General features: G+C 47.7%; 13 protein-coding genes. 11 read left to right on the forward strand and 2 right to left on the reverse strand.

Annotation, left to right across the window (positions count from 1 at the left end; translation table 11 throughout):
* Positions 1 to 236 precede the first annotated feature (236 nt).
* The 9 genes from AAKU61_RS07925 to AAKU61_RS07965 all read left to right on the forward strand — a co-directional run bounded on the left by AAKU61_RS07925 (position 237) and on the right by AAKU61_RS07965 (position 9855).
* Positions 237 to 1241 carry a BMP family lipoprotein gene (locus tag AAKU61_RS07925; protein WP_354331130.1) on the forward strand — a complete coding sequence of 335 codons (1005 nt, stop codon included), beginning with the start codon at positions 237 to 239 and terminating at the stop codon, positions 1239 to 1241.
* A gap of 244 nt (positions 1242 to 1485) precedes the next feature.
* Positions 1486 to 3015, forward strand: coding sequence for an ABC transporter ATP-binding protein (locus AAKU61_RS07930; protein WP_354331132.1), 1530 nt, complete (start codon positions 1486 to 1488; stop codon positions 3013 to 3015).
* Positions 3016 to 3017: 2 nt separating this feature from the next.
* Positions 3018 to 4094: an ABC transporter permease gene (locus AAKU61_RS07935; protein ID WP_354331134.1), complete on the forward strand. Its 1077-nt coding sequence runs from the start codon at positions 3018 to 3020 to the stop codon at positions 4092 to 4094.
* 10 nt (positions 4095 to 4104) lie between these two features.
* Positions 4105 to 5076: an ABC transporter permease gene (locus AAKU61_RS07940; protein WP_354331136.1), complete on the forward strand. Its 972-nt coding sequence runs from the start codon at positions 4105 to 4107 to the stop codon at positions 5074 to 5076.
* 137 nt (positions 5077 to 5213) lie between these two features.
* Positions 5214 to 6218 carry a nucleoside hydrolase gene (locus AAKU61_RS07945; RefSeq protein WP_354331138.1) on the forward strand — a complete coding sequence of 335 codons (1005 nt, stop codon included), beginning with the start codon at positions 5214 to 5216 and terminating at the stop codon, positions 6216 to 6218.
* Between the two features lie 26 nt (positions 6219 to 6244).
* Complete coding sequence (locus AAKU61_RS07950; RefSeq protein ID WP_323492034.1) at positions 6245 to 7087, forward strand: 2OG-Fe(II) oxygenase family protein; 843 nt, start codon at positions 6245 to 6247, stop codon at positions 7085 to 7087.
* A 165-nt stretch (positions 7088 to 7252) separates the two neighbouring features.
* Positions 7253 to 7669, forward strand: coding sequence for a cytidine deaminase (locus AAKU61_RS07955; protein WP_354331140.1), 417 nt, complete (start codon positions 7253 to 7255; stop codon positions 7667 to 7669).
* A gap of 416 nt (positions 7670 to 8085) precedes the next feature.
* Positions 8086 to 8814: a Crp/Fnr family transcriptional regulator gene (locus AAKU61_RS07960; protein ID WP_354331142.1), complete on the forward strand. Its 729-nt coding sequence runs from the start codon at positions 8086 to 8088 to the stop codon at positions 8812 to 8814.
* Positions 8815 to 8973: 159 nt separating this feature from the next.
* On the forward strand, positions 8974 to 9855 hold the full coding sequence (locus AAKU61_RS07965) for a dienelactone hydrolase family protein (RefSeq protein WP_354331144.1): 882 nt from the start codon (positions 8974 to 8976) through the stop codon (positions 9853 to 9855).
* A gap of 77 nt (positions 9856 to 9932) precedes the next feature.
* On the opposite strand, the gene AAKU61_RS07970 is transcribed toward AAKU61_RS07965, so the two are convergent.
* Complete coding sequence (locus tag AAKU61_RS07970) at positions 9933 to 10673, reverse strand: GNAT family N-acetyltransferase (protein ID WP_354331146.1); 741 nt, start codon at positions 10671 to 10673, stop codon at positions 9933 to 9935.
* A gap of 68 nt (positions 10674 to 10741) precedes the next feature.
* Positions 10742 to 11134, reverse strand: a complete 393-nt coding sequence (locus AAKU61_RS07975) for a VOC family protein (protein WP_354331148.1) — start codon at positions 11132 to 11134, stop codon at positions 10742 to 10744.
* 305 nt (positions 11135 to 11439) lie between these two features.
* Here AAKU61_RS07975 and AAKU61_RS07980 point away from each other — a divergent pair, with 305 nt between their 5' ends.
* Positions 11440 to 12204 carry a ZIP family metal transporter gene (locus AAKU61_RS07980; protein WP_354331150.1) on the forward strand — a complete coding sequence of 255 codons (765 nt, stop codon included), beginning with the start codon at positions 11440 to 11442 and terminating at the stop codon, positions 12202 to 12204.
* Between the two features lie 69 nt (positions 12205 to 12273).
* A complete protein-coding gene (locus AAKU61_RS07985; RefSeq protein ID WP_354331152.1) occupies positions 12274 to 13044 on the forward strand; it encodes a C1 family peptidase in 771 nt (256 codons plus the stop codon).
* Positions 13045 to 13232 lie beyond the last annotated feature (188 nt).

A 13232-nucleotide genomic window follows, 5' to 3' on the forward strand; every position in this document is an offset into this window, starting at 1 on the left:
CAGGGCAAGCTAAAATTCGATAAAATTTTTTTTAGTAAACTACTGAAATAGTTAGACCATGTTAGGCTTGCTGGCCTTTTATCCTTTATTTATATCAATGGTGCTCAGCAGACGTTATTCAAAGCAACGGGCAATACCGAACCTTGAATAGCTGGGCCGAAAAGCACTAACTAATGAGCTGATACTTTCAATATTTTCGACACTTCCGACACAATTGCGACCGACAAGGAATCACCATGAAACTCAAGCGTCTCTGCCTTACTGTAATGAGCTTGTTTGCTGTTGTCAGCGCTGCCAGCGCTGTTGCAGCCGATCCTAAGTTAGCCGTCATTTATGATGCAGGCGGCAAGTTTGATAAATCCTTCAATCAATCCGCATCAGAAGGTGCAGAGCGCTTTAAAAAAGAGACCAAAATCTCTTTCCTGGAAGTCCAGGTCGCCAGCGATACACAAACAGAGCAAGTGTTACGTAATCTGGCACGCAAAAAAATCGATCTGATCGCAGCAATTGGTTTTGCCCAAAGTCAGGCAGTGCAAAATATCGCCAAAGAATTCCCTAATACTAAATTCGTCGTGATTGATGGCGTTGCCACAGGCAATAATGTCAGCTCAGTTCTGTTCAAGGAACAAGAGGGTTCTTATCTGGTTGGTGTTGCTGCGGCAATGGCTAGCAAGTCTAAAAAAATCGGTTTTGTCGGCGGTATGGATATTCCTCTGATACGCACTTTCTCTTGCGGTTACGCGCAAGGTGCCAAAGCAGTTGATGCCAAAGTTGAGATCACCAGCAATATGGTTGGCACCACCACTTCTGCCTGGAACGATCCGGCCAAAGGTGGCGAGTTAGCGCGCGCGCAATTCGAACGCGGTGTTGATGTCGTTTTCGCAGCAGCAGGCGGCAGCGGCATGGGTACGTTGCAGACAGCCAAAGAAAAAGGCAAGCTCGCCATCGGTGTTGATTCCAATCAAAATTATTTGTATCCGGGCACAATGCTGACCTCGATGGTTAAGCGTGTAGACCAAGCGATTTACGATAGCTTTATGCAAATCAAAAACGGTGACTGGAAGCCGGGTATCATCAACAAAGGCCTGAAAGAGGGTGGCGTTGATTGGGTTGTTGATAAAGATAATCGCGCCCTGATCACCCCAGAAATTGAAAAGCGTGTCAACGCAGCAAAACAAGACATCATCAGCGGTAAAGTTAAAGTGATTGACTCGCGCGACGGAAGTAAATGCCCGGTTTAGTGTCTTATCTTGTCTTGTTTCAGTTTGGTTTTGCGCTCATGCTCTATTAAATTTTATTCTCGACGTTTTTAAGCTAAGCGCAAAACCAAATGATGTAAGCAGACCTTAGCGCAATCAATCGTCGCGTTAGGTCTCTATCATCTAGCAATTTCAGTAAGTTCAGTAAGTTCAGTAAGTTCACTGAGTTCGTTAAGTTCATTAACATCGCCGATCAAACCCTAGCTAATTTTTATCCCTCCTCCGTATGCAGCCAGCCGTAGAATTCCAACAAATCTCCAAACGCTTTGGCGCCGTACACGCCAACCGCGATGTGAATTTTTCTATAGCGCCCGGTAGCATCCACGGCGTTATCGGAGAAAACGGCGCAGGCAAATCAACCTTGATGAGCATCCTGTACGGCTACTACCGTGCGGATAGCGGCAAGCTCTTGATCAACGGTCAGCCACAACATATTCGCAATAGTCAGGAAGCGATCAAACTGGGTATCGGGATGGTGCATCAGCATTTTATGCTGGTAGAAAATATGACGGTTCTTGATAACGTCATGTTGGGCGCAGAAGGTGGGCTCAGACTCGCCGCTCATCGCACCGATATTGAGAAAAAGCTGCGTGAAATTTGTCAGCGCTATTCTTTAGATGTTGATCCGCTGAGCAAAATCCAAGACTTGTCGGTTGGTTTGCAACAGCGGGTAGAAATCCTCAAACAAATCTACCGTAGCGCCAACATTCTGATACTGGACGAGCCAACCGCGGTGCTGACCGTGCAAGAAACGGCGTCGCTATTTGAAGTCTTGCGACTGTTCAAAGAGCAAGGCAAGACCATCATCCTGATTACCCACAAGCTGCAAGAAATTCTCGACATCACCGACCAGGTGACGGTAATGCGCGCAGGCACGGTGGTCGGCTCCGTTGCTACCGCTGGTACCAGCAAAGAAGAACTAGCCAATCTGATGGTAGGTCGCCCGATACAAACGCAATTGCCACGGGCTGCCTATGCTCCGGGCGCGTCTGTGCTTGAGGTAAAAGGATTGAATTTGCGTAGCAAGCAAGCGGTCGATCTACTGAAAGATATCAACTTCAACATACGCGCTGGTGAAATCGTCGCCATCGCTGGTGTCTCTGGCAATGGTCAAAGCGAGCTGCTGGAAATTTTATCCGGCATGCGCTTGCCAAGCAGCGGCGAGATACAAATGCAAGGTCGATTGCTACCCATCGCCAAACGCAAAGATGCCGATGGTTTGCCTGCCATTTTCCGTAAGCTTGGTATTGGTCACGTACCAGAAGATCGACTGCGTGATGCCGTAGTTAAAAACTTTTCGGTCATGATGAATAGTTTTTTCGGTTATCAGCAACAGACTAAAAAACGCTTTGGTTTACTCGACTTCGCCAGCATTCTCAGCAAATGCACCGAGCTATTAAAAAAGTTCGATGTACGTCCGTCCGATCCACATTTACGAATCGCCCTGCTGTCCGGTGGCAATCAGCAAAAAGTCGTGATCGCTCGAGAAATTGCTGCCGCGCCTAAACTGATGTTAGTCGGCCAGCCTACCCGTGGTGTTGATATCGGCACGATAGAAAGCATCCATGCCCAACTACTCGCGATGCGCGATGCTGGCGTTGCCATTCTGCTGGTGTCGGTAGAACTGGAAGAAGTACGTGCATTGGCAGATAGAATTCTGGTCATGTCTAGCGGCTGTATCACGGGCGAATTGATGGCAGAAGAGTTTGATGCCACGCGTATAGGTTTGCTCATGGGTGGACTACATAAATCATAAGTATGACTAATTCAGAACTTCCACGCTGGGCAACTGCCATAGCGCTTCCCTTACTCAATTTGCTGTCGGCACTGTTGGTTGCTGCGCTGGTGATTTATTTGTTGGGCGAGAGTCCAATAGAATCGCTGGGCATTCTGGTCAACTCCGCCGTGTTAAACCCTGAAGGATTGGGCTACACATTATTTTATGCAGCGACCTTTATTTTTACTGGTTTGTCGGTCTCCATTGCGATGCAGGCAGGTTTGTTCAATATCGGTAGCGAAGGACAAATGTATGTCGGTGGCCTTGGGTTAACACTAGTTTTATTGTTGCTCGATTCCAGTCTGCCTGGCTGGTTGTTAATTCCACTAGCGATTATTGGCAGCGCTATATTTGGTGCGGCCTGGGCTTACTTGCCAGGTTATCTGCAAGCTAAACGCGGTAGTCACATCGTCGTCACGACGATTATGTTTAACTTCATTGCTGCCAGTTTAATGAACTTTTTGATTGTGACTTATCTGATCCCGACCGGCCAGCAAAATCCCGCCAGCCGCGTATTTGCAGAGGCGTCTTGGTTACCGACACTGAATAAAATATTCCCGATTCTCGGTGAGACGCCGTTGAATATCAGTTTTATTCTGGCGCTAATCGCGCTGGCGATTTATGGTATTGCAGTATGGCGTTCGGCCTGGGGTTATCAGTTGCGCGCTACGGGTTTAAATCAGCATGCGGCACACTACGCAGGTATTTCCATCACTAAAACGATCATCGTTGCAATGTTGATTTCTGGTGCACTGGCTGGATTGGCATCGGTCAATTCCTTGATGGGATCGACACATTATCTAAATTTGAATTTCCCGGCGGGTGCTGGGTTTATCGGGATTGCGATTGCGTTAATGGGGCGCCAGCATCCGGTCGGCATTTTGCTATCATCCATTTTGTTTGGCGCGTTGATTCAGGGCGGCTTTGATTTGTCGCTGGAAAAACCGAATATCCCGACTGAAACTTTTATCTTCATCCAAGGCCTGATTATCTTGTTTTGCGGTGCCATGGAAAATCTATATGCGCCAGCCTTAGCGCGTCTGCTGAAACGAAACTAAATCGGAGTTAATGATGTTTGATGATTTTCATTTCGCCAGCATACTGGTTTCCACTATCCGCAATGCGCCGGTATTGATTTTTGCCGCGATGGCGGGATTGTTTGCGGAACGCAGCGGTGTAGTCGATCTGGCCTTGGAAGGCAAAATGCTGGCGTCGGCCTTCGTCTCCGCTGCGGTCGCATTCACTACGCAAAATCCATGGCTTGGCATTTTGGCTGGTGTGGGCGTATCTGTTGCTATCGCATTGCTGCAAGGCTTTGTCAGTATTACGCAAAAAGGAAATCAATTAGTCGCAGGGATTGCAATCAATATTGCCATGAGCGGCCTAACATTTGTCTTGGCGCAGTTTTTCTTTTCTCAGGGTGGGCGTACGCCAGATCTTGGCCAGGCTCGCTTGTTTGATATCGTCTTGCCAGGTACAGCTGCGGTAGAAAGTATTCCATTTGTGGGCTGGTTCTACGGCAAATTAATCGGCGGCCACAGCGCACTGGTCTATCTGGCGTTTACACTTATACCTGTCGTGCATTGGGTGATTTATCACAGTCGTTTTGGTTTGCGATTACGGGCCGTGGGCGAAAATCCCCATGCTGCCGATGCCGCCGGTATCAACGTTGAACGTACCCGTTTTCTAGCGATGTTATGCGCTGGCGTATTGTGTTCATTTTCCGGCGCTTATCTGTCTATTGTGCAAAGCGGTTTCTTCTTGCGTGATATGTCGGCAGGTAACGGTTACCTGGCATTAACCGCGCTGGTATTCGGCAACTGGCGTCCGCTCTACACGGCGATGGGTTGCCTGATGTTTGGCTTCTTTGCAGCGCTGCAAGTGCAGATCGAAGGTATCGTCTTCCCGGTGATCGGCAAAGTGCCAGGCTCATTGATACAGATGATTCCCTATGTTGTGACTGTCATTGTATTGGCGGGTTTAATGGCAAAATCAGTCGCACCAAAAGCGATTGGCGTGCCTTTTGTTAAGTCTCGCTAAGTGATCAAAATACGTCGCAAAAATAAGAGATCAAAATAAGACATTAAGATTCGGCCTCCTTGAACCGGGCCAACCGCAATAAGTCACTTCGCCTGGGTTCTGTTAATGGCCAGGCGAAGTAATTTTGGAGAACCTCCATGACCACCAACTCTATCTCGGCAAAACATAAAGTCATTTTTGATACCGACCCTGGCGTCGATGATGCAATGGCGCTGTACTTCGCACTCGCCCATCCGGATATCGATGTAATCGGTATTACTACTACGTTTGGCAATGTCACCGTCGAACAGGCCACTGCCAATGCACTCTACTTAACCCGTATCGCTGGTCGCAGTATTCCGGTAGCTCAAGGCGTACCGGTGCCTCTGGCAAAAGACCCTGGTACACCGCCTGCGTTTATTCATGGTGCAGATGGCTTGGGCAATTTAACTAGCCGGGTAGAAGCCGGTGGAACAGCGGAAGTTGAAAGTGCGGCAGAATTTATCGTCAAAATGGCACGTCAGCATCCAGGCGAAATCACGCTGGTTGCGGTAGGTCCGTTTGGTAATCTAGGACTGGCATTAAAGCTAGAACCACAATTGCCCAAGCTCTTAAAGCAAGTCGTCTTGATGGCTGGTACCGTAGATGAACCGGGTAACGTCTCACCAGTGGCAGAGGCCAATGTCTGGAATGATCCAGACGCGGCTGATCTGGTCTTCACTGCGGGCTGGGATTTGACAATGGTTGGTCTGGATGTAACGCATCGCGTGGTTTTGCCATCGACTTTCTTCACAGGTCTGGCGAAACAACATCAACATATCGCAACAGATACCTTAAGTCATGCAGTCAATTTTTACGCTAATTTCTACCAAAGTATTCGCCCTGATCTGGGCCATGCTTGTTATGGACATGATGTCCTGGCGTTTGTCTGGCTGGTCGCTCCAGAATTATTTAAAACCCAATCCGGTCGCGTACGCGTTGCCAAAGAGGGTATCGCCAATGGTCAGACCATGATGGCAAAACTGGCGATTCCGTATCCACAATCTGGATGGGAGGCAGATAAACCAGAGACCCGTGTTTGCATGGAAGTCGATGCCAAGGCATGCGCCAGTCTGATTGATACGATATTAAGCAGCGACTGGTTGTTGCCAGCCTTGCGTTAATTCATCGCGCCCATTGAGGAGATATTATGTTTATCGAACCAGTTGATTATCGCAGCCCGGACGCTGCACAAAAATTTACCGAGAGTCTGCATCGTACTGGCTTTGGCGTGTTGACTAATCATCCTTTATCGCAACCTTTGCTGGAGACCATTTATAAAGAATGGTACGAGTTCTTCCAGACTGATGCGAAGAATCAATACAATTTTGATGCAGTCAAAATGGATGGTTATTTCTCACCGAAAGTATCAGAAACCGCCAAGGGTAATACCAAGCGGGATCTGAAAGAGTTTTATCATATCTATCCGGGTGGCCGTTATCCCGCTGAAGTATCTGATGCAGCAAGCCAGTATTACGAGCAAGGTAATAAGCTCGCTACGGAATTACTGCAATGGGTAGAGGATCACACACCAGCCGACATCAAAGCCAAGTATTCCATGCCCTTGTCGGACATGATACCGGGTAGCGATCACACCTTACTGCGCGTCTTGCACTACCCGCCATTGCGTGGTGATGAGGAGCCGGATGCAGTGCGTGCAGCAGCCCATGGCGACATCAATTTGCTGACCTTGTTACCGGCCGCAACGCAAGCCGGTTTGCAAGTCAAAGGTAAGGATGATGAATGGCATAACGTCCCTTGTGACTTCGGTATGTTGATCGTAAATATCGGCGACATGCTGGATGAAGCATCGGAAGGTTACTACCCATCCACTATTCACCGCGTGCTAAACCCAACAGGCGAGGAAGCGAAAAAATCACGCATCTCGCTACCGCTGTTTTTACACCCAAGACCAGAAGTCGTCTTATCAGCGCGCCACACAGCGGGTAGTTATTTGAGTGAACGACTAATCGAATTAGGCGTGAAGAAATAAATCTTAAGAGGCATGTCCAATACTTCTGCGGCTTACAGGCTATTTTTGCTCTGTAAGCTGCAGAATATATGGGCATCCAATTTCAATAATATTGAATCATTCGTAGTTTTCTCTATCGGTTACTAGCAACCTACAACCCAATTACAAATACGTTGAGAATTTCCCATGACGACCCAAGACATCATCCCTAATCTGATTGCAGAAGCGCACAAAGCACGCGAGTTGGCTTATGCGCCCTACTCCAAATTTAAAGTCGGTGCAGCGGTACAAACTAAAGACGGTAAAATTTTCCATGGCTGCAATATTGAAAACGCTTCCTACGGTCTGTGCAATTGCGCAGAGCGTACCGCCTTGTTCAGCGCACTCGCTGCCGGATATCGTCCGGGTGATTTCGCCGCCATCGCCGTCACTGGCGACACCGACGCTCCGATCGCCCCTTGCGGTGCTTGCCGCCAGGTCATCATCGAATTGGGTGGCCCGCAATTAGCTGTTGTGCTGACCAATTTAAAAGGCGACATCAAACATACAACCGCTGGCGAACAATTGCCAGATGCGTTTTATCTGGTACCACAAGCTGATTAAACCTGGCTCATGCGCTGTTGGTGCATGACGCACTTATGACAACGGGGCAAGACGATGCTTACCCCGATCATTTAGATTTGCAATAATTTGGCTGCTATTCTGGGCACTGATCGGTTTCCCCTGCCATTCGCCTCGCACGCTCTCGCTAGCGCTGCCAATCACATCAAGTTTCGCCCTCCGAGCTATCTGGTAACTAGTTAGGTCTACAAAATTTATTTCACGCCCGCTAAATGGTGGAATATGCTGGTGTTAATTGGTGCTGCTACCTAAGTGCAAATCTCTTACACTTAGAACTTATTGCCGTTACATAAATTGGCTCCTAAACACGCTATTCGTCGCATTCGCAATATCGTCGCGACAACTTGCTGAAGTAGTTTTACATCGCCCTTCATTACAAAATTAATCGATTCCACACCATGTCAAAATCAGAGACCACGCCAGAACCCGATCCACGGAAAAACCGCATACTGGCGGCTCTTCCCAAATCTGAGTACGAAAGACTATTACCGGATCTTAAATATGTAGAAATGCCGCTAGGCTGGACCGTGTCTGAATCAGGCGATCATGTGGATTTTGTACATTTCCCTATCGGTGGCATTGTCTCTTTGATTTATGCCTTAGAAAATGGCTCTACAAGCGAAACCGCGCTGGTCGGTGACGAAGGTATGGTCGGGATCTCGATTTTTATGGGTGGTGAAAGTATGCCCACCAGTACAGAGGTGCAAAGCGCTGGCGCTGCGTTTAAATTGAGTCGCAAGGTCATGAAGCAAGAGTTTGAGTCGGCTGGCGAGCTACAACGACTTGCGCTTTTATATACCCAGGCGCTGATTAGCCAAACCTCACAAACTGCTGTGTGCAATCAACATCACTCACTAGATCAACAACTCTGCCGCTGGATATTAATGACCATCGACCGGCTGCATGATAATGAAATCATCATCACTCAAGAAATGGTGGCCAGTTTGTTAGGTGTCCGGCGTGAAAGCGTTACCGAAGCAGTTGGGCAATTACAAAAAGATGGCATGGTCGAACGTGCCCGCGGCCGTATCACCGTTACCAATAGAAAAAAATTAGAGCAGCGTGTGTGTGAATGTTATTCCGTCGTCAAAGAAGAGTACGAGCGGCTACTTCCCTCAGATAACTAATCTAAATAATACAACTTGCACAAAATCTTCCCAGTCACACCAACTGCACTGACTGCGCTCTAGCTTTAGTCGTGCTAAGCCCCAAATACCATATTTGATTTTGCGGTATGCTAATCGCTGTTTTTTCCACAACCACAATCATTCCATTTGGAGATACTCATGCAGAATCAACAGGATTTCGATAGTCTGGTAGGCAAGTCAAAATTAAGCGATGGGGTTGACCGTCGCACCTTTATTCAAACTGCGGTAGGCGTCGGTTTTGCCGCTGCAGCGATGCCTGTGATGGCACAAACTATGATCAAAACCGATACGGTCGGTTTAACTGCCGGGGTTGTGATGGTCGAAGTCAACGGACAAAAAGTCCCTGTCTATCGCGCCCAGCCAGAAGGCAAAACTAATCTGCCTGTCGTTTTGGTCATCTCAGAAATTTTTGGTGTACATGAGCATATCGCCGACGTCGCACGCCGCTTCGCCAAACTAGGTTATCTGGCGCTGGCACCAGAATTATTCGTACGCCAGGGCGATCCAAGCAAATATCCTAATATCGGCGAATTAATCAAAGAAGTCGTCTCCAAAGTACCCGATGCCCAAGTCATGTCTGATCTGGATGCGGTGGTTGCCTGGGCCAAAGCCAATGGCGGCAACACCAACAAATTAGCCATCACCGGCTTCTGCTGGGGTGGCCGCATCACCTGGATGTATTCCGCGCACAATCCTAATGTAAAAGCCGGCGCAGCCTGGTATGGCCGTCTGGTAGGTGACCCGACGCCGCTATCGCCAACTAATCCTGTCGACATCGCAGCGGGCTTAAAAACACCAATCCTCGGTCTATACGGTTTGAAAGATACCGGCATCAGCCAAGAATCTATCGCTCAAATGACGGCGGCCTTAAGCAAAGGTAGCAGCAAGTCCACATTCAAAGTCTATGCCGACTCAGGTCATGCGTTCCATGCGGATTACCGTCCAAGCTACGTAGAAGCAGATGCGAAAGATGGCTGGATGCGCTGTCTTGCCTGGTTTAAAGAGAATGGTGTGGTCTGATCCTGCGATAGTAAGTAGCTGAAACTCAATTGAGCAACATGGTTGGGCTGATGTAGTAACAGTCCAACCACCTCCTCTCACGCAAGCACCGCTGCAGTCATTGGCGATACCAAGGCCCAGCCTAATTTTTCATATAATGCGAGACCATCTTCGGTCGCTACTAAAACACCTGTTGTGGATGTTTGAGCTACCGACAAATTGCTCAGCGTAGCCATGATCACTCGTCCCAAGCCTTTTCTCTGGTGTCTAGGCTCGGTGACTATTTGATCAAACATCGCATAGCCGTTGATCTGTGCGACACACCCTCGCGCCGCCAATTGCCCATCTTTATCCATCAACATCGCAATCGTAACTGCATCAGTTGTCTCGATAGACAATTGGAAATCAGTATTAATCTCAATCTCAGCTTCTTTTAATTGCATCGCCATCAAATATTCTGGTGGCTGAACAATCCACACACCACTTAAACCAAGAGCTACTTGCTCTGTGTCTGCACAAACTTTTAACCAAGTTCCTGATCTTATAAGCGAGGTAGTAAGCGAGTATAAATTTTGCCTGTCATAGTCCTCCACCACATGGCGTATCAAATGATCAGGCTGGCCCAAGTCAATTGTGTATCCATACGATTGAATCTGTGGCGGTGGTTTATTTCTGGTAAGAACCCATCCATGCACCCAAGCGTGGATAAGCGGAATTTTGTCAAATTCATCTTGATTTGTTATAGATATCATTTTCTCGATAAGAGTTGATTGGGTAGCTAAAAATCGATGATGAGTGGTTGGACGGAAATCATATCCGCGCAACCATGTCAAATTCAAAGAGATGGCTCTTCAATTACGCCAATGATGGAAATGGAATCGATAGTCCGTCATCCATTCGCAAACAATCACCCGCCGATCGGTGAGCAAAGCTCAATTAATGATCCTTCCTGAGAGCGAACATACGCAACAGTTTGCCCCCACGGTTTTTGCATCGGCTCTTTAATTGCGACAGCACCGGCACTGATTGCTTTGACATAAGCAGCACTTACATCTTCCGTCACAAATGCCAGCTCGACGCCTACAGGCGATGCGGCAGGATCGGTTTTTTGATAACGCCCACCCAGGTTCATCTCGCCCATTGTGTGTGATGCAAAGGCGAGCACTGTTGCCCCAGTCTCCAATTCGCCATACTCACCTGATTCATGTAAATACCTTGTGTCAAAACCAAATGCCTTTTGATAAAAGTTAAGCGTATCAGGAACGGAATTAACGTAGACGATGGTGTAAGCAAATTTCATGGAACCTCTTCTGAAGTGCGTTGATATTTTGTCTGATCAGGTCAGATTTTATGGAAATCGCTTCACTATAGCAGGCAAAATTAGTGCGTTTCTATACAAATGACCTCTAACTACGTATGACATTAATAGTTAATCTAATTTTTTCCAAGTTACGGTTTGAGGCAACGTATGAACTAGGACGAAGAGACATAAAAAAATTTAGCTCCGACTCCATTTGCACAAATCCTCACGCTGTGTTCTAATTTGCAACCCAGTTGCACTTGTGCGCATTATTGTCTGATTCGAGGCTTAAAATTCATTCCACGTTGTTATCCATTCTCTTTGCCACCACGATTGCCGGTGTGCTGAGCATTACTGCTGCGGCGATTTTTTCGTTTTCGCTTTTATCTAAAATGGTTGAGCGTATGGTCAGTTTGTCGGTTGGCATTATGCTGTCGACCTCCTTTCTGCATGCATTGCCGGAGGCTTTTGAATCTGGTGCTGATCCGCGTACCTTATTTGGGTGCTTGCTGGGCGGCTTGCTGGCGTTTTTTTTGCTGGAAAAATTTGCAATTCTGCGGCACTCCCACCATCACGAAGGTGATGGGCATCATCACGAGCATGGACATGATGCGCACGAGGCTGGTAAGGCAGGCTGGATGATTTTGGTAGGCGATGGCTTACATAATTTTACAGATGGCATCCTGATCGCTGCTGCATTTTTAGCCGATCCTAAACTAGGTCTGGTCACTGGTCTGGCGATCATTGCGCATGAAATTCCGCAAGAGATTGGTGATTTTATTGTGTTGCTGAATGCCGGTTTTTCGCGCGCGCGAGCCTACATGTATAACCTGATATGCAGTCTGATGGCGGTGATTGGTGGCGTACTTGGCTTTTATACTTTAGGTAGTGCGAGCAACCTGATCCCCTACGTGCTGGTATTTGCATCATCTGGTTTTATTTATATTGCATTGAGTGATTTAATGCCACAGATGCAGCGTCGCGCGACCTTGCGTGAAACGATTCCGCAAATTATTCTGATCGCGTTAGGCGTAGTGCTGGTGCTGTTTGTGACACAACACCGGGCTTAATTTTTTCTATGTGCGGAGTATCGTTGTAGACTGATATCTCTGGCAATCATGATAGAGAAGAGGAATAACATGGTACAAAAAATTGCAGGCTATGGTTGGTTGCCTGACTTACCTGATCATCGTGATCATCGCTTTGATGTCCCGCCCAATTATCTGCCCCGGTTACCGAGCAAAATCGATCTGCGCCCACACTGCCCCAGTGTTTTTAATCAAGGTGATCGTATCGGTAGTTGTACCTCTAACGCTGTCTGCAATGCCTTCCGCTTTAATCTGATCAAACAAGGCATACAACGCCCGTTTATGCCATCGCGTTTATTCGTTCATTACAATGCTCGCGTGATGATAGGGACGCAGCGGCAAAACCATGGCGCACAAATCCGTGATGCAATTAAGAGTGTCGCTAAACAGGGTATTTGTCGTGAGAGCAGCTGGCCGTATATCGCAAAAAAATATGCTTTAAAACCGCCACGCGCCGCATATGCGGAGGCGCTGGAACATCAGGCGATCAGCTATCAGCGTCTGCAACAAACACTCGATCACCTGAAAGTATGTCTGGCAACAGGTCATCCATTTGTGTTCGGCATCACTCTATACGAGGGATTTGAATCGGAGAAAACGGCAGCGCACGGCGCGCTGGGAATGCCAAAAAAAGATGAGGGGCTAGTTGGCGGACATTCGGTATTGGCGGTCGGTTATGACGATAAAACAGAACGCTTCACGGTGATGAACTCGTGGGGTGCAGACTGGGGCAAGCAAGGATTTTTTACTGTGCCTTATGCATATTTGCTGGAGCACAATCTGGCGGCAGATTTTTGGACTATTCGGGCAGTAGAAGGCTGAGCGTGGATTATTCCAACACGATCAGCGTCCATATGAAAATATACTCCCATTAAGTATATTTAGACTGTCCATATAATCATTGGACAATAAGGCTGGCGGATTCAGCTACGAAGAGCAACGGGAGGTAAGTTTTAGTGGGAGTATATCCAAATTATAAAAAACCTCAAACGGCGTTCGATAGCCGAGGC

The sequence above is a fragment of the Undibacterium sp. GrIS 1.2 genome (assembly GCF_040544435.1).
Taxonomy (GTDB): Bacteria; Pseudomonadota; Gammaproteobacteria; order Burkholderiales; family Burkholderiaceae_D; genus Undibacterium.

Bases quoted from the DNA above. Each gene is read 5' to 3' on its own strand.
- AAKU61_RS07925 (WP_354331130.1), top strand. From the start codon at position 237: ATGAAACTCAAGCGTCTCTGCCTTACTGTAATGAGCTTGTTTGCTGTT.
- AAKU61_RS07930 (WP_354331132.1), top strand. From the start codon at position 1,486: ATGCAGCCAGCCGTAGAATTCCAACAAATCTCCAAACGCTTTGGCGCC.
- AAKU61_RS07935 (WP_354331134.1), top strand. From the start codon at position 3,018: ATGACTAATTCAGAACTTCCACGCTGGGCAACTGCCATAGCGCTTCCC.
- AAKU61_RS07940 (WP_354331136.1), top strand. From the start codon at position 4,105: ATGATGTTTGATGATTTTCATTTCGCCAGCATACTGGTTTCCACTATC.
- AAKU61_RS07945 (WP_354331138.1), top strand. From the start codon at position 5,214: ATGACCACCAACTCTATCTCGGCAAAACATAAAGTCATTTTTGATACC.
- AAKU61_RS07950 (WP_323492034.1), top strand. From the start codon at position 6,245: ATGTTTATCGAACCAGTTGATTATCGCAGCCCGGACGCTGCACAAAAA.
- AAKU61_RS07955 (WP_354331140.1), top strand. From the start codon at position 7,253: ATGACGACCCAAGACATCATCCCTAATCTGATTGCAGAAGCGCACAAA.
- AAKU61_RS07960 (WP_354331142.1), top strand. From the start codon at position 8,086: ATGTCAAAATCAGAGACCACGCCAGAACCCGATCCACGGAAAAACCGC.
- AAKU61_RS07965 (WP_354331144.1), top strand. From the start codon at position 8,974: ATGCAGAATCAACAGGATTTCGATAGTCTGGTAGGCAAGTCAAAATTA.
- AAKU61_RS07975 (WP_354331148.1), bottom strand. From the start codon at position 11,134: ATGAAATTTGCTTACACCATCGTCTACGTTAATTCCGTTCCTGATACG.
- AAKU61_RS07985 (WP_354331152.1), top strand. From the start codon at position 12,274: ATGGTACAAAAAATTGCAGGCTATGGTTGGTTGCCTGACTTACCTGAT.